16 protein-coding genes are annotated in these 14794 nt (G+C 72.4%); 11 read left to right on the top strand and 5 right to left on the bottom strand.

Annotation, left to right across the window (positions count from 1 at the left end):
* The first annotated feature begins 335 nt into the window (after positions 1-335).
* The 7 genes from ACH4TP_RS24620 (at position 336) to ACH4TP_RS24590 (ending at position 6661) form a co-directional block, all read left to right on the top strand.
* The gene (locus tag ACH4TP_RS24620) at positions 336-1037 is read left to right on the top strand and encodes an HAD family hydrolase (RefSeq protein ID WP_398439140.1); all 702 of its coding nucleotides are present in this window, start codon (positions 336-338) and stop codon (positions 1035-1037) included.
* Between the two features lie 121 nt (positions 1038-1158).
* On the top strand, positions 1159-1680 hold the full coding sequence (locus tag ACH4TP_RS24615) for a DUF6328 family protein (RefSeq protein WP_398439237.1): 522 nt from the start codon (positions 1159-1161) through the stop codon (positions 1678-1680).
* 67 nt (positions 1681-1747) lie between these two features.
* Complete coding sequence (gene ligD / locus ACH4TP_RS24610) at positions 1748-2698, top strand: non-homologous end-joining DNA ligase (protein WP_398184491.1); 951 nt, start codon at positions 1748-1750, stop codon at positions 2696-2698.
* A gap of 56 nt (positions 2699-2754) precedes the next feature.
* A complete protein-coding gene (locus tag ACH4TP_RS24605; RefSeq protein ID WP_398439236.1) occupies positions 2755-3501 on the top strand; it encodes a VOC family protein in 747 nt (248 codons plus the stop codon).
* A gap of 87 nt (positions 3502-3588) precedes the next feature.
* Positions 3589-3933 carry a DUF3040 domain-containing protein gene (locus ACH4TP_RS24600; RefSeq protein ID WP_398184494.1) on the top strand — a complete coding sequence of 115 codons (345 nt, stop codon included), beginning with the start codon at positions 3589-3591 and terminating at the stop codon, positions 3931-3933.
* A complete protein-coding gene (locus tag ACH4TP_RS24595) occupies positions 3930-4280 on the top strand; it encodes a PRC-barrel domain-containing protein (protein ID WP_389226022.1) in 351 nt (116 codons plus the stop codon). The genes ACH4TP_RS24600 and ACH4TP_RS24595 overlap by 4 nt, the downstream gene beginning before the upstream one ends.
* Before the next feature lie 71 nt (positions 4281-4351).
* Complete coding sequence (locus tag ACH4TP_RS24590; RefSeq protein ID WP_398439139.1) at positions 4352-6661, top strand: GAF domain-containing SpoIIE family protein phosphatase; 2310 nt, start codon at positions 4352-4354, stop codon at positions 6659-6661.
* A gap of 34 nt (positions 6662-6695) precedes the next feature.
* Here ACH4TP_RS24590 and ACH4TP_RS24585 read toward each other — a convergent pair whose 3' ends face one another.
* The gene (locus ACH4TP_RS24585) at positions 6696-9677 is read right to left on the bottom strand and encodes a HAMP domain-containing protein (protein WP_398439138.1); all 2982 of its coding nucleotides are present in this window, start codon (positions 9675-9677) and stop codon (positions 6696-6698) included.
* Positions 9678-9820: 143 nt separating this feature from the next.
* On the opposite strand from ACH4TP_RS24585, the gene ACH4TP_RS24580 reads away from it, so the two are divergent.
* Positions 9821-10714, top strand: a complete 894-nt coding sequence (locus tag ACH4TP_RS24580; protein ID WP_398184503.1) for a SigB/SigF/SigG family RNA polymerase sigma factor — start codon at positions 9821-9823, stop codon at positions 10712-10714.
* A gap of 135 nt (positions 10715-10849) precedes the next feature.
* Here the strand turns inward: ACH4TP_RS24580 and ACH4TP_RS24575 are convergent, their stop codons facing one another.
* The 3 genes from ACH4TP_RS24575 to ACH4TP_RS24565 all read right to left on the bottom strand — a co-directional run bounded on the left by ACH4TP_RS24575 (position 10850) and on the right by ACH4TP_RS24565 (position 11882).
* Positions 10850-11341: an ATP-binding protein gene (locus tag ACH4TP_RS24575; RefSeq protein WP_398184506.1), complete on the bottom strand. Its 492-nt coding sequence runs from the start codon at positions 11339-11341 to the stop codon at positions 10850-10852.
* Between the two features lie 38 nt (positions 11342-11379).
* The gene (locus tag ACH4TP_RS24570; protein WP_398439137.1) at positions 11380-11535 is read right to left on the bottom strand and encodes a DUF6131 family protein; all 156 of its coding nucleotides are present in this window, start codon (positions 11533-11535) and stop codon (positions 11380-11382) included.
* A 110-nt stretch (positions 11536-11645) separates the two neighbouring features.
* Entirely contained in the window at positions 11646-11882 is a 237-nt protein-coding gene (locus ACH4TP_RS24565) for a hypothetical protein (RefSeq protein WP_398439136.1), read from the bottom strand.
* Between the two features lie 243 nt (positions 11883-12125).
* On the opposite strand from ACH4TP_RS24565, the gene ACH4TP_RS24560 reads away from it, so the two are divergent.
* The 3 genes from ACH4TP_RS24560 (at position 12126) to ACH4TP_RS24550 (ending at position 13941) form a co-directional block, all read left to right on the top strand.
* The gene (locus ACH4TP_RS24560; protein ID WP_398439135.1) at positions 12126-12470 is read left to right on the top strand and encodes a hypothetical protein; all 345 of its coding nucleotides are present in this window, start codon (positions 12126-12128) and stop codon (positions 12468-12470) included.
* Positions 12471-12562: 92 nt separating this feature from the next.
* Positions 12563-12886 (top strand): plasmid stabilization protein, encoded by a 324-nt coding sequence (locus ACH4TP_RS24555; RefSeq protein ID WP_398184518.1) that lies wholly within the window; start codon positions 12563-12565, stop codon positions 12884-12886.
* Positions 12887-13485: 599 nt separating this feature from the next.
* The gene (locus ACH4TP_RS24550; RefSeq protein WP_398439133.1) at positions 13486-13941 is read left to right on the top strand and encodes a hypothetical protein; all 456 of its coding nucleotides are present in this window, start codon (positions 13486-13488) and stop codon (positions 13939-13941) included.
* A gap of 301 nt (positions 13942-14242) precedes the next feature.
* Here the strand turns inward: ACH4TP_RS24550 and ACH4TP_RS24545 are convergent, their stop codons facing one another.
* Positions 14243-14761, bottom strand: a complete 519-nt coding sequence (locus ACH4TP_RS24545) for a DUF2231 domain-containing protein (protein ID WP_389225992.1) — start codon at positions 14759-14761, stop codon at positions 14243-14245.
* Between the last annotated feature and the right edge of the window lie 33 nt (positions 14762-14794).

Raw genomic sequence — 14794 nt, 5'->3', positions numbered from 1 at the left:
GTGCCGTGCCCGCTGGGTCCCGTACCAGCCGGGTGCCGTGCCCGCCGGGTCCCGTACCAGCCGGGCCCGGCGCCCGTCGGGCTCCCGCGCCCGGCGGGGTCCGGTCAGGCCTCCGAGCACACCCGGCGCACCCGGCATATCCGGCACACCCGGCCGCAGGACGCGGCGAAGAGCGTCCCCCGAGGGGACGACGCGGGCGCCGGCGTGGCGGCCGCCCGTCCCCTCGCCGAGGCCGGGGCCGGGTCCGCCGACCCCGCCCCCGCCCAAGTGACCGTCCACCCCGGGCGGAGGCGACCCCCGCTTCCCGCCCTCCGCGACCCGTAGGGAGTCCGGACATGGACCGCGCCGCACTCTTCGACGTCGACGGAACCCTCGTCGACTCCAACCACCTGCACGTCGTGGCCTGGTGGGAGGCCTTCCGGCAGGGCGGCCACCGGGTGCCGGCCCATGCCGTGCACCGGGCCATCGGCCTGCCGGGGGAGCGGCTCATCGACCACCTGCTCGGCGGGGAACGCGACCGGTCGGACGACGACCGGCTCGGCGCCGCCCACGACACCCTCTACGGCACCTTCTTCGACCGCCTCCAGGCCCTCGACAGGGCGGGCGACCTGCTGCGGGCCCTCGCGGACGACGGCTGGAAGGTCGCCCTGGTCACCTCGGCCAAGGACCGGGAGCTGGCCGCCCTGCGCCGGGCCGTCGACGCCGACGAGGCCCTCACGGACACCGCCACCGCCGACGACGTCGAAGAGGGCAAGCCCGCCCCCGACCCGCTCGAACACGCCCTCTCGCTCGTCGGCGTGCCCGCCGACCGGGCCGTGTTCGTCGGCGACAGCGTCTGGGACATGGAGGCCGCGCGCCACGCCCACGTCGTGAGCGCCGGGCTGCTGTGCGGCGGCATCCCGCGCGCCGACCTCGTCGAGGCGGGCGCCGCCGCCGTGTACGACGACCCGGCCGACCTGCTCGCACACCTGCGCACCAGCCCCTTCGCGACCGTCCCCGCCGGGACCGCCGCGGCCGGGCGGTCGTCCGACGGGTAGCCGCCCGGCGGAGCGACCGGAAGGTTTGCGGGACCGTCCCCTGGGCACCCGCAGAACGGCATGCCCGAGCCGAGGAGGACGTCATGACCGCGATGAGACGCCTGACGGAGGCCGGGGGCGCATCGCGGAGGAGACGGCGGGCCGGCCACAGGAGCCGCACTCACCGGAAAACGCCCGGGAACGGGCCAACAGACGGTGGCAGGAGGTCCTTCAGGAGACCCGGGTCGCCCAGACCGGCGGGCAGATCCTGTTCGGCTTCCTGCTGAGCCTCGCCTTCACCGCCCGCTTCCGTCAACTCGACGGCTTCGACCGCGGGTTGTACGTCGTCACCGTCGTCTTCGCGGTCTCCTCGACGGCCGCCCTGATCGCCCCGGTCTCCCTCCACCGCTGCCTCTCCGGGCTGCGGCTGAAGGAGGAGGTCGTGACGGCCGCCGGGCGGCTCATGATCTGCGGCATGGTCCTCCTCACCCTGACCGTCGCCTGCACGCTCATGCTGATCCTCAACGTGGTCCTCGGCAGCTCGCTGGTCGCCGGGATCACCGTCGGCGGGGTGATGCTGTGGTTCGCGCTCTCCTGGTACGTCGTCCCCTACCTCCTGCGGCGCAAGGCGCTGTCACGGCCCCAGAACGGCGGAGAACGGTGAACGGCGGCGAAGGCGGGCACCGGACCGCCCGGTCCGGGGAACGCCCGGCGCGCGAGGACGTGACCTGATGAGCACGGAGAAGAAGAGGATCCGGGCAGGCCGGCGCGTCGTCCAGGTCAGCCGCCCGGAGAAGGTCCTCTTTCCCGGGGACGGCATCACCAAGGCCGACCTCGCCGCGTACTACCGCACCGTCGCCCGCCGGATGCTGCCGCATCTGCGCGGCCGCCCGCTGATGCTGGAGCGCTACCCGGACGGCATCGGCGAGCCGGGCTTCCAGCAGAAGGAGATCCCCGCGCACTTCCCGGACTGGGTCCACCGGGCCGAGCTGCCCAAGGAGGGCGGGACCGTCACCCACGTCCTGTGCGAGGAGACCGCCACGCTGGTCCTCCTCGCCGACCAGGGGTGCGTCACCCCGCACCGGTGGCTCTCCCGCGCCGACCGGCCCGACCACCCGGACCGGCTGGTCTTCGACCTCGATCCGCCGGGCGACGACTTCCGGCCCGTACGGGAGGCCGCGGGGTGGCTGCACGAGCTGCTGGACGAGCTCGAACTGCCCTCCCTGCTGATGACCACCGGCTCACGGGGCCTGCACGTCCTCGTCCCGCTGGACCGGCGCGCGCCCTTCGACGACGTACGCGCCTTCGCCGCCGACGTCGCCGCCGTCCTCGCCGACCGCCACCCGGACCGGCTCACCACCGAGGTCCGCAAGAAGGCCCGCCACGGGCGGCTGTACCTCGACATCCAGCGCAACGGGTACGCCCAGACCGCTGTCGCGCCGTACGCGGTACGCGCCCGGCCGGGCGCGCCCGTCGCGGCCCCGATCTCCTGGGACGACCTCCAGGATCCGGATCTCGACGCGCGCCGCTGGACCCTCACCGACGCCGACCGGCTCGTCGAGGAGAACCCCTGGAGCCCCGCCGGGCGCCCCCGCTCCCTGAAGGCGGCGGCGCACCGCCTCCGGGAGCGCCCGCGAGTACCGTGGAAGGCGCTCCCGGGGGCGTCCGGCCGAGGGGGTTGAGAACCGTGTCGACATCGAGCCACGAAACGTTCGGCGCGCCCTGCTGGGCCAGTCTGATGGCCCGCGACCTCGATGCGGCGCAGGAGTTCTACGGCGCCGTCCTCGGATGGGAGTTCGGGCCCGTACGTCCCGGGGAGGGGTTCTCCGTGGGCTTCGGCGGCGGCGTCCCGGTGGCCGGCCTGGGAGCCCTGCCCCCGACGCTCACGATCCCGATCGCCTGGACCCCGTACTTCGCCGTGGACGACGCCGACGTCACGGCGGCACGGATCCTCGAACGCGGCGGGACCGTCGCCGTCGGCCCCCTGCCCTTCGGCACCGGACGGGCCGCGCTCGCCGCCGACCCCGACGGGGCGGTCTTCGGGACCTGGCAGGGGGACTCCATCCCCGACTGGGGTATGGGCGGCGACGCCGCCCCGGCCTGGCTCGAACTGCGCGCCAGGAACGCCTTCGACGCCGCCCTCTTCTACGGAGAGGTCCTGGAATGGGCCTGTGCCCACGCCGGCTGCTGCGAGGTCGCCTACGTGGAGGAGGACAACCGCATCCTGCTGCGCCACGCGGGCCGCACGGTGGCCCGCCTGCACGGAGGGGCGCTCGCGCAGGCCCGCGACCCGCACCTGTGGCCACGCTGGCACGTCCACTTCCGGGTGCCCGACACCGAAGCCGCGGTGAAGGAGGCCATCGGGCTGGGCGGCAGCGCCCTCGCCGGGACGGACTCCGTCCCCTTCCCGAACGGGATCACCCTGCGGGACCCCGACGGCGCGCTGTTCGGCATCGTCGGCCCGGCCGGGCCGGGCCCCTTCTGACGGGGCGCCGCGGCGCTTGCGCCGCCACGGCGCGGGTAGGCGCACGACAGAACGCGAAGGCACCCCACCAGGAGAGGAGGCCTCGCCATGGACGGGCCCGAACTCTCGCGGCAGGAACAGCGGATACTCGACGACATCGAGCAGGACCTGCGAGCCGACCGGCTCCTGGACCGCAGGCTGCGGACCCTGCGCCGCGGCATCCGCCCCTGGATGCCCCCGAAGGACCGGCGCCGCCTCCGCGGGCCCGGCCTGCGCGCCGTGCTCCTCGGTGTCGCCTGCGTGGTTCTCTTCGCACGGGCCGTGGGCACCTCGTCCCTGGCACTGATCTGGGCCTTCGCCGCCGTGTGGGTCGTCACCCTGACCTGTCTGCTCCTGTTCGTGATCCACAGGTGCCACAGGCCGGCGGCGGACCGTGAGGAGAGCGGACGATGAACGCGGACATCTGGGGCTACCGCTCCGATTCGGGCTACGAGACGGGGACCGACCTGATCGGTTACAAGGTGGAGGCGACCGACGGAGGCATCGGAAAGGTCGACGAGCACACCGACGAGGCCGGAGCCGGCTACCTCGTCGTCGACACCGGCGTATGGATCTTCGGCAAGCACGTACTGCTCCCCGCCAGCACCATCCGGCGCGTCGACCGCGTCGACGAGACGGTCCATGTCGACCGCACCAAGGAACAGATCAAGAACGCGCCCGAGTTCGAGCGGGAAAGGCAGCCCCGCGACCCCACCTACCTCGAGCAGTTTGCCAAGTACTACGGCATGCCGCACATGTGACCCCCTCCGGAGGGGAACCGTAGAATCCGTTGTATGGGTATCCGAGCCCATCCTGGCCGACGGGGATCGTCGTGACGTTCCCACCCAGCAGCGCACCCGGACCCGATCAGGGGCACGAGCCGGGCGGAACGCCTCTGGCCGACGCCGTCACCGCGCTCACCTCGGAGATCGGCGTCATGCGGGACGACCGGGCCCGCAGGCGGCTGCTCGATCTCGCCACGGGCGTCCTGACCGTCCAGCTGGGCGCCGCGCCGGCCGAGGCCGCCGAGCACCTGCTGAAGCTGGCCGACTCGACGGGGCTGGACGCGGCGGACCTGGCCGCCGACATCGTCAACGCCGCCGTCGGAGCCGTCGCCGTCGACACCCCTCAAAGGCGGTCCCCGAGCGCATCCCGGGCCCGGCGGGCACGCCGCAGCACCGAGGCCGTCCTGGTGGCCGAGAGCGCCGGCGAGGCCCTCGACACGCTGCTGGAGGCGGGACTGCGGCCGCTCGGTGTGCGGTCGGTGTTCCTCTGGCGGCGCACGGAGAGCGACTGCCTGGCCCTCGTCGGGCACGCGGGGGCCAGCCGACAGGAGGCCGTGCACTGGCAGTGGGTCCCGCAGGAGGGCGGTGGCGCTCTGCACGGGGCGATGGCCGACGGTGAGCCCGTCTGGCTGCCCGCGGGCCCCGCGGCCGGTCAGGCGCCGATTCCCGGGGCCGCCGCGGACGGCGCCCGCGCGCTGGTTCCCGTACGGGCGCAGGGACGGGTCGCCGGGCTGCTGCTGGCCGCCTGGGACCGGCCCGACCCTCTGGAGGAGCCGCTGCGCGGGGCCCTGACCGAACTGTGCGAGCCCGTGGCCCGCGTCCTGGACTGGGACGCGGACGATCCGGGCCCCCCGCGCATCGTGGCGGGGCTGCTGGATCTGCTCCAGCAGCCCGCCGCGGTCGTCCTGGGAGCGGGACGGGAGCCGGCCGAGGAGCCGGCGACCGTCGAGTACGTGAACGGCGCGGCCCGCAAGGCTCTCGGCGCGGTGCGCGATCCGGTCGGGCGCCCGGTGGCGCAGGTGTTCCCGTACGCCCACGAGGACCTCGTCCGGATGCTCTCGTGCGCGGCGACGGGAGCGGGGCCGCAGTACGAGCGGAAGCTGCCCGCCCACGGAGCGGGACCGCCGCAGTGGGTTCCCGGCTCCATGGCCCGCGTCCGGGTCCTGGCGCTGGGCCGTGGCCGCGGCGCCGTGCTGTGGGACAGTGCCGACGACAGCCCCGTCCTGACCCGCGTACTGAGTCGGCTGGAGCAGCTGGCGTGCTTCGACGACGACCTGCTGACGGGCCGTTCCCTCTGGAGCGAACAGGCCTATTTTATTTTCGGGATGGACCGCACGCAGGAGCCCGTCCCCCTGAGGCTGCTCGCCACACGGCTGTTCCGGGAGGACGCCGACGCGCTGGACGCGCTGGTGTCCACGCTGACGGAGCGGCACGAGGGGGCGTCCGCGCGGGTGCGGGCCATCCACGCGGACGGTGGCGTACGGCACGTGCACATCGTGGCCGAGCCGGTCCTCACGGCCGGCGTGCTGACGGGCCTGGCCGGCGTGTACCAGGACGTCTCCGCCCAGTACCGCGCCGAGGTGGCGCTGACCGCCAGCTTCGACCGACTCAACGCGGCGCACGCGGAGGCGGAGCTGCGCGACTGGGTCGTCCGGCAGCTGCAGCGGGCGATCGTGCCGGACATACCCGCGCTGGAGGTCACGCCCGGGCTGGAGATCGCGGCCCGCTACCGGCCGGCGGCCCGGGAGTACCGCGTCGGCGGGGACTGGTACGACGTACTGCCGCTGCCCGGCGGCCGGGTACTGGTGAGCGTCGGGGACATCGCCGGGCACGGCATCGACGCCGCGACCGGCATGGTGGCGCTGCGGGGCGCGCTGCGCGGGCTCGCCTTCACCGGGAGCACCCCGGGCCGCCTGATGGAGTGGCTCAACGAGATGGCCCTGCGCACCTCCGGCCAGCCCACCGCCACCGCCGTGTGCGGCCTGTACGACCCTGCCGACCACACGCTGTGCTGGACCAACGCCGGACACCTGCCGATGCTGCTCCTACGGGAGGGGCGGGCCCTGTTCCTGAAGGGCGCGCACAACGTCCTGCTGGGAGCCCTGGCCGGAGCCTCGTACGACGAGACCGTCACCCGGCTCCGCCCGGGTGACGCGCTGCTCCTCTACACGGACGGGTTGATCGAGCGGCGGCATGCGGGGCTGGACGAGAGCCTGGAGGCGCTGCGGGGGACCGCGCAGCGGCTGGCGGCCGCCGGGCCGGAGGAGCAGGCCGACCGGCTGATGGCGGAGGTGAGCGGGGACACCGACGACGACACGAGTCTGGTGGTCGTCCGGGTCGCCGGACAGGCGGCGTGACGCCCGGCGGCGGAGGCGGCTCCCGGTCCGCTGCTCAGCGGTCGCGGTCCCGGTCGTGATTCCGGTCCCGGTCCCGGTCGTGATTCCCGTCGGGATTCCCGTCGTGGAGGGGGGCGTCGTCGTGCTCGGCCAGGCACGTGCGGATGGCGGCGAGCAGGTCCTGGGCGTTCACCGGTTTGGTCACGTAGTCCGTCGCCCCCGCCGCCAGGGCCTCGGCCCGGTCGCCCGGCATGGCCTTCGCCGTGACCACGATGACGGGCAGGTCGCCGTGCTCGGGCATCCGGCGGATGGCGCGGGTGGTCGCGTACCCGTCGAGCCCGGCCATCATGAGGTCCATCATCACGAGGTCCACGTCCTTGTGGTCGGCCAGCAGCGCGATCCCGGCCTCGCCGTTGTCGGCGGCCAGGACGTGCAGGCCCGCGCCCTGGAGCATGGCGGTGAGGGCGAAGACGTTGCGGGCGTCGTCGTCGATCACCAGCACGGTCCGCCCGCCCAGATCGGGCAGCGGGTCGCTCGGTTCCCGCGCGGGCGGCCGCGTCCCGTCCGGGGCGGCGGGGCCGACCGGGGCCCGGACGTCCTGCACGGGCAGGTACAGCGTGAACCGGCTGCCCCGGCCTTCCGCGCTCTGCGCGACGATCACCCCGCCGAGGAGCCGGGCGACCTCGCGGCTGATGGACAGCCCGAGACCGGTACCGCCGTAGGCGCGCGAGGTCGTGGCGTCGCCCTGCCGGAAGGCTCCGAACACGGACTCCAGCCGGTCGGCGGGGATGCCGATGCCGGTGTCGACGACCTGGAAGGCGATCACGGGGCCGCTCTCCCGCAGTGCGGAGGGCAGGTCGTCGGCGCCCGCCGTCGTCACGCGCAGGTAGACCTGGCCGGTCGCGGTGAACTTCAGGGCGTTGGAGAGCAGGTTGCGCAGCACCTGGCGCAGCCGGGCCTCGTCGGTGGTCAGCTCCTCGGGCACGTCCGGGGCGGCGCTCACCGTGAACTCCAGCTCGCGTTCGTCGGCGACCGGCCGGAAGGCGGCATCGACGTAGTCGAGCAGCCGGCGCAGCGACACCGTTTCGGGGTGGACGTCCATCCTTCCCGCCTCGACCTTGGAGAGGTCGAGGATGTCGTTGATCAGCTGGAGCAGGTCGGATCCCGCCGAGTGGATGACGGTCGCGTAGTCGACCTGCTTCTCCGTCAGGTTGCCCTCCGGGTTCTGCGCGAGGAGCTGGGCGAGGATCAGCAGGCTGTTCAGCGGGGTGCGCAGCTCGTGGCTCATGTTGGCCAGGAACTCCGATTTGTACATCGAGGTGCGCGACAGCTGCTGGGCCCGGGCCTCCAGTTCCTGGCGGGCCTGCTCGATCTCCAGGTTCTTGCGCTCGATGTCCCTGTTGCGTTCGGCCAGCAGGGCCGCCTGTTCCTTCAGTTCGGCGTTGGACCGTTGCAGTTCCTGCTGACCGTCCTGGAGTTCCCGCGAGCGGGAGCGGAGTTCGGCCGTCAACTGCTGCGATCTTTCCAGCAGTTCGTCGGTGCGGGCGTTCGCGATCAGGGACCTGACGTTGACGCCGAGTATCTCGGTGAACTGCTCCAGGAAGTCCCGGTGCAGGGGGCGCAGCGGGTGGACGGAGGCCAGTTCCACGGCGCCCAGCACCTGGTCCTCGACGACGATGGGCAGGACGATCAGGCTGGTCGCATCGACGGCTCCGGTGCCGGAGGCGATGACCGCGTAGCCGGGCGGGAGGTCGTCCACGACGATCGTGCGCCGGCCGGCGGCGGCCTCGCCGACCAGGGACCGGCCGATCCGGAACCGGCGGGGGCCCGTGTCCGGGTCGTCGGGCAGGCCGTACGTGGCGATCGCCACCAGCTCGGTGCCGTCGGGCCCCTCCTGGGCGAGGAAGAAACTGCCGTACTGGGCGTCGACCAGCGGCGGCACCTCCCGCATCAGCAGCCGGGCGACGGCGGGGAGTTCGCGGATGCCCTGGATCCGCCGGGAGACTCCCGCGAGGCTGGACGCCAGCCACTCCTGGTCCCGGTTGGCCCGGGTGGTGGCGCGCAGCGACTCGACCATGGCGTTGATGTTGTCCCTGAGCTCCCCGACCTCGCCGGGGGCCTCCTCGGTGATCGAGCGGGTCAGGTCGCCCTCGGCGACCGCGCTGGTCACCTCGGCGATGGCGCGCACCTGCCGGGTGAGGTTGCCGGCCAGTTCGTTGACGTTCTCCGTGAGGCGTTTCCACGTGCCGGAGACGTCGGCCACCTCGGCCTGGCCGCCGAGCCGGCCCTCGCTGCCGACCTCGCGGGCCACCCGGGTGACCTCGGCGGCGAAGGAGGAGAGCTGGTCGACCATGGTGTTGATGGTCGTCTTGAGTTCCAGGATCTCGCCGCGGGCGTCCACGTCGATCTTGCGCGTGAGGTCGCCCCGGGCGACGGCCGTGGTGACCTGGGCGATGTTGCGTACCTGGTTGGTGAGGTTGGTGGCCATGGAGTTGACGTTGTCGGTGAGGTCCTTCCATGTGCCCGAGACGCCGCGGACGGTCGCCTGACCGCCGAGATTCCCCTCGGTGCCGACCTCCCGGGCCACCCGGCTGACCTCCTCCGCGAAGGAGGAGAGCTGGTCGACCATGGTGTTGATGGTCTCCTTGAGCTCCAGGATCTCGCCGCTCGCGTCCACCCGGATCTTCTGTGTGAGGTCGCCCCGGGCGACGGCCGTGGCGACCTGCGCGATGTTGCGCACCTGCGAGGTGAGGTTGTCGGCCATGCTGTTGACGCCGGTGGTCAGGTCCCGCCAGACGCCGCCGGTGCGCGGAACCCGGGCGTGGCCGCCGAGCAGGCCCTGGCCCCCGACTTCCTGGGCCACCCGGGTCACCTCGGCCGTGACCAGGGACAGCTGGTCGACCATTCCGTTGTAGACGGCCGCGATCTCGCCGGGCAGGCCGACCGCGTCGTCGGGGAGCCGGGTGCCGAGATCCCCGTCCCGTACCGCGGTGAGCCCGGCCAGCAGCTTCTTCAGAATCCGGTCGGAATCGTTCATGTCTGACCTCGCTGCGATCCACTGTGGCACAGGAAGGGTCAGACGTCCCTGCGTGGGGGTATATACCCCTTTGAGAAGAACGCGACGGTTTCCGCCGCCCACCCAGGGCCGACGGGCTCACCGCCACCCGTCGGAGGAAACTCATGTCATCCCTTTCCCGCGACATCGCGGATCAGCTCCCCACCGACCAGTACGCCGACACCCCCGAAGTGCCGGAAGTCCCGCTCGCCGTCAGCACCGCCGAGGCGCAGACCCTGTCCGTCGCCCTCTTCCGGCGCCTGAACGGGCTGAGCGAGGGCACGCCCGAGTACTCCTACGTGCGCAACACGCTCGTCGAGATGAACCTCAGCCTGGTGAAGTACGTGGCGCGCCGGTTCCGCAACCGCTCCGAACCGCTGGAGGACATCGTCCAGGTCGGCACGATCGGCCTGATCAAGGCCATCAACCGGTACGACGTCGAGCGCGGCGTCAAGTTCACCGCGTTCGCCATTCCCACGATCACCGGCGAGATGAAGCGGTTCTTCCGGGACACCAGCTGGTCGGTGAAGGTTCCGCGCCGCCTCCAGGAGCTCCGGCTCGACATGGCCAAGGCGCACGACGCGCTGGAACAGCGGCTGGGGCGGCGCCCGACCGACGACGAGCTCGCGCAAGGCCTCGGCATCAGCACCGCCGAGCTGAACGAAGGCCGCCGGGCGGCCAACGGTTACACCGCCGGCTCCCTGGACACCCCCACCCCCGTACAGGAGGAGGAGACCGGCCCCCAGGGGCTGACGCCGGGCGAGGAGGACGGGGCGTACGAGCGCATCGAATGCCTGGAGACGCTGAAACCGCTGCTCGCCGAACTCAGCGACCGCGACCGGTCGATCCTCTCGCTGCGGTTCGGCGAGGAGCTGACCCAGACGGAGATAGGCGAGCGGCTCGGCCTCTCCCAGATGCACGTGTCACGACTGCTGAGCCGGATCATGGCCGTGCTGCGGGCCGGAATGCTGACGGACGAGTGCGATCCCGATTCCCCTGGGACTCCGGAGTCCGGCTGAACCCGGATCCAGAATCCAGAATCCGGGATCCAGAATTCTGGATCCCGGATTCTGGATTCTGGATCCCGATCGGTCCGATGCCGAATCGGCTCTAGCCCTCGGGCTCAGACCAATCGGGGAAGCCCGTCCCGGGGATCAGGCCGAGCGGGGAAACCTGTCCAGCCACCGGGAGACCAGCCAGCCACCCCGCCTGAGGGCCGGCGGGGTGTCGACCTCCACCCACACGCACTTCCCGCTGCCCACCCGCTCCGAGCCCCACTCCCGGGCCAGGCGCTCCACGATGAGCAACCCGTGGCCACCGGGTACGGCCGGGTCGGCCGAGGACCTGACGGCAGGGGGGACCGGACTTCCGTCGGTGACCTCGATGCGCAGCCGATCGGCGGTGCAGCGCAGCAGCAGCGACCTCGGGCCGCCCGCATGCATGCAGGCGTTCGCCACCACCTCGGACACCAGCAGCAGAACGTCGTCGGCCGTCTCGTCCGGGTGGCCGCTCCCGCTCCCGGCCGCCGGCAGCCACTGCCATTCGGTCAGGGCGAGGCGGGTGAAGTCACGGCATTGGCTGACGACATTTGTGGTGCCGTGCAGCACCAAGCGCCGGGTCCATTCCGGTGACCGGCGCCCGCTCATCGGTCCTCCTTCCTTCACGTGCCGCACTCCGGGTGCGTCTACCAGTAGTGACGCCGCCCTCCGACGGCGTGTCCGACGGATCCGAGAACCAACAGGAGGGCGCCGATGACGGTCAGGATGATCCCGAGGGTCCACAGGAAGGGAATTCCGAGCAGGTAACCGACGACCAAGAGGACGATTCCGATTATGATCATGATTTTCTCCGGTCTTGCGAACCTCTTCGGCCCCGTTGCGGTGCCGCGATGTGCAAGGAGGAAGCCCCGTCCGAAGGGAACGGAGGCCTCCGCACTCGGCCCGCGCCGAATCAGCGGTCTCCGCGCGTGTCGTCCGGATCCTCGCCGCGCACGTCATGCATCACGTCGTGCATCGTCGCGTCCTGATCGTGCTCACGCACGACCTCGTCGGGACTGACCGGCCGACCGCCCGTGTTCAGCTGATCGGGCTCCGGCGACCGTCCGCGGATCCGCTTCGCGCGGTCCCCGCCCGGCGTCCGGCGCTCGCCTCGCATGGCGGCATCGCCCTTCTTCCTGTCGCCGCCCATGTCGGTTCACGCTCCTCACGTCATCGGAGTCGTCACGCGGCGCTCGCCGCCGCTGGGCGTCCTTCTGTCCCGCTAACCGGCGGCTGTCCCTTCCCGCGCCCGCCAAACATGCCAGCGGGTTTCTTTTCCGAGGCCCTCCGGCCGTGGCCGTTAGGGGCGGACCGGCCCGGGTAGGCGCCACCTGCGGGGGGTGACCGAACCGGAACGGAAAGGGAACCCATGTTGCTGCTAGGACTTCTGCTGATGGCGGCATCCGGTGCCTTCACCGGGCTGCTGATCGCCGACAACCTCTCCGGAGGGCCCGAGTACCAGGTGACGATCCTGGGACACGACCTGGTGACACTCGACCCCCTGGGTGTCTTCCTGTCCGGTGTGGCCCTCGGCCTGCTCTTCTGCATGGGCCTGGCCCTGATGTGGATGGCCCGGAGGGGCCGCCGCCCGGTCCGGTCGGCCGAGCGCGGCGGGCTCCGCCGGCAGGACCGCCCCGCAGAGCCTGCCCGGCGGGTCGAGTCCGCTGTCCCGGAGGACGAGGAGACGCCCACCGCGCCCCCGAGAGCCGGCCACAGACGGCATCTGTTCGGCCACTGAGGCCACGACACCCGCCGACGGACCCCTGGTCGGGTTCGTTTCGCCGGCGCGGGGCAGACGCGCCCGCGAGCACACGGACAGGAGGGGTGACCATGCCCCGCAGATCGAGTCCCAAGAGGGAACGCCAGTACGGGCACATCAAGGAGAGCGCGCTGGAACGCGGGGAGAGCGAGGAGCGCGCCAAGGAGATCGCCGCACGCACGGTCAACAAGGAACGCGCCCGGCACGGGGAGTCGAAGGAGGCCAGCCGCAGCTCGACCCAGGACATCTCCTCCTCGCGGCGCGGCGGCCTGCGCTCCCACAGCGGCGCCCAGGGCCCCACCAAGGAGCAGCTCTACAACGAGGCGAAGCAGCGCAACATCCAGGGCCGTTCGAAGATGAACAAGGAGCAGCTCGAGCACGCCCTCGGCCGATAGGAGTCATGGCCATGGGAACCGTTCCCGACGACGAATCGACCGAACCCCCCGTGACGCCGGATCCGCCGGCGCCACCCGACTCACCCACCCCTCCGCCCCAGCCGCCCGAGCCCGCCCCCGCCGGCCCGGGTACGCCCGAGCCCGACGCCCCCGAGCCGGAACCGAAGCGGCCCCGCCCCTCGGAGCCGCCCGACTGAAGGCGGAGGAGACCGATGACCGGCCGGAACGTCCGCGCGAGCAGCGGGACGCCGGCCGGTCGTCCCAACTCCTCGAGAAATTCCCGCCCTTGAGAGCCGAGGAAGCACGCCCTGCCCGGCGGCCCCTTCGGTGACGGACTGCTCCGAGTGGAGCTCCCCGGTGGTGGACGCCCTTCCCCCGGCAGAGGCTGGCCTTCGCGGTGGCCGCCCCCCGACGCGTCACGGACCTACGGGGACGTGCGGAGCCGCACGGCATCGTCGTCGGTCTCGGCGCGGCCGAGGCCATCACGGAGACGGGATCACATGACGGAACAGGGCATCGGAACAGACTGCCTGCCGTTCGCCCGGGGGAGCGGCAGGTCCGTACGAAGGCGGGCATGGAGACCCTACGCACCCAGGGGCGTGGCGCTCGCCGCGTCCGGCCTGGCATTCCTCGGCGCGGTCGCTCCGACACCGGGCGCCGCCGTCGCACCCCTCCTCACCGGGCCCCGTCAGGGAGGACCGGCGCGGTTCGTGCCCGGTTCCTGCCCGGACACGCCCGAGCCGATCGCCGGGCGGTGCGGCCTCCTGGAGGTGCCCGAGAGCCGGACCCACCGCGGCGGACGGACCATCAAGCTCACCGTGGCCGTCATCCGGGCCACGTCGACGAGGCCGTCCTCGGACCCGGTGGTGTTCATGGAAGGGGGGCCCGGCGGCGACGCGCTCGGAGCCATCCCCTTCCTGGTCGCCTCCGGCGTCAACCGGGACCGCGACCTGATCGTCATGACCCAGCGCGGCGGGCTCCCCTCGCAGCCGAACCTCGCCTGGGCGGGGTTTGAACGAACTCCGTATACACGGAAGGCGGCTGACCAGGCATGATGGCGGACCAGGAGTGGCGTGATCACTGGCTGCAACGGGCGCCGACCCTCTCCGGGGAGATCCTGGAGCGACCCATGGAGCACCTGACCGAGAGCGAAGACGACTGACCACAGGGTCCCTGCCGTTGCTCCGAGCCTGCGAGGCCCGAAGCCTGCCAGGGCAGCAGGCCACGGAGATGGCCGAAGCCCCAGGTGTCGACGACGTCGGGGTAACCGTTGGTCCAGTCCCTCCGGTCGCGCGGTTGCGGACAGTGGCCGGCGTGGTTCGGTGACCGGACCCGCGAGGGACCGCGGCGGACGTACTACCCCTCCGAGCGCGGGTGGGCCGTGGCGGAGTAGCCGTCGTGCCAGGCGGCCTTCGCCCCGGACTCGCCGATCCGGTAGACCTGCACCGTGCTGCCCACGCCCATCAGAAGGGACAGCACCACGGCCGCAGTGCGCACGGGAGCCGACCGCACCCACCCGGCCGCGGCACGGTCCGGCACGGAGGCCGTGGCCTGCCGCTGCACCCACCAGACCGCCGCGGCCAGCACGAAGAGCCCCACGGCCCAGGGCAAGAGCCCGTCACCGAGCTCCGCGTGGCGGCGCACGAGCGGGTCGCCCTCCACATGGCGTTCCAGCCACTCGCCCGCCTCCGTCGTCAACGGCACGCTGACCAGGGCGGCAAGTGCGAGGACCGGCATGGCGAGACCGAACCGGCGGCCGACGCGTGGCAGGCAGGCACAGGAGATCAGCACGAGCGCGGCAAGGGGCACGAGGACAACGACGACGTGCACGAGCAGGACGTGGACGGGAAGACCGTTGATCAAGCCGAGTCCCATGATGCTCCTTCGGACGGGACGGGGGAGAGCAGA

Source organism: Streptomyces sp. NPDC021012 (assembly GCF_044333355.1).
In the GTDB taxonomy this organism is placed as follows: domain Bacteria; phylum Actinomycetota; class Actinomycetes; order Streptomycetales; family Streptomycetaceae; genus Streptomyces.
This window is presented reverse-complemented; position numbering and strand designations above follow the sequence as displayed.

Excerpts from the sequence above, each read along its gene's own strand:
- ACH4TP_RS24620 (WP_398439140.1), top strand. The coding sequence starts at position 336 with ATGGACCGCGCCGCACTCTTCGACGTCGACGGAACCCTCGTCGACTCC.
- ligD (WP_398184491.1), top strand. The coding sequence starts at position 1,748 with ATGAGCACGGAGAAGAAGAGGATCCGGGCAGGCCGGCGCGTCGTCCAG.
- ACH4TP_RS24605 (WP_398439236.1), top strand. The coding sequence starts at position 2,755 with ATGGCCCGCGACCTCGATGCGGCGCAGGAGTTCTACGGCGCCGTCCTC.
- ACH4TP_RS24600 (WP_398184494.1), top strand. The coding sequence starts at position 3,589 with ATGGACGGGCCCGAACTCTCGCGGCAGGAACAGCGGATACTCGACGAC.
- ACH4TP_RS24595 (WP_389226022.1), top strand. The coding sequence starts at position 3,930 with ATGAACGCGGACATCTGGGGCTACCGCTCCGATTCGGGCTACGAGACG.
- ACH4TP_RS24585 (WP_398439138.1), bottom strand. The coding sequence starts at position 9,677 with ATGAACGATTCCGACCGGATTCTGAAGAAGCTGCTGGCCGGGCTCACC.
- ACH4TP_RS24580 (WP_398184503.1), top strand. The coding sequence starts at position 9,821 with ATGTCATCCCTTTCCCGCGACATCGCGGATCAGCTCCCCACCGACCAG.
- ACH4TP_RS24575 (WP_398184506.1), bottom strand. The coding sequence starts at position 11,341 with ATGAGCGGGCGCCGGTCACCGGAATGGACCCGGCGCTTGGTGCTGCAC.
- ACH4TP_RS24570 (WP_398439137.1), bottom strand. The coding sequence starts at position 11,535 with ATGATCATAATCGGAATCGTCCTCTTGGTCGTCGGTTACCTGCTCGGA.
- ACH4TP_RS24565 (WP_398439136.1), bottom strand. The coding sequence starts at position 11,882 with ATGGGCGGCGACAGGAAGAAGGGCGATGCCGCCATGCGAGGCGAGCGC.
- ACH4TP_RS24560 (WP_398439135.1), top strand. The coding sequence starts at position 12,126 with ATGGCGGCATCCGGTGCCTTCACCGGGCTGCTGATCGCCGACAACCTC.
- ACH4TP_RS24555 (WP_398184518.1), top strand. The coding sequence starts at position 12,563 with ATGCCCCGCAGATCGAGTCCCAAGAGGGAACGCCAGTACGGGCACATC.
- ACH4TP_RS24545 (WP_389225992.1), bottom strand. The coding sequence starts at position 14,761 with ATGGGACTCGGCTTGATCAACGGTCTTCCCGTCCACGTCCTGCTCGTG.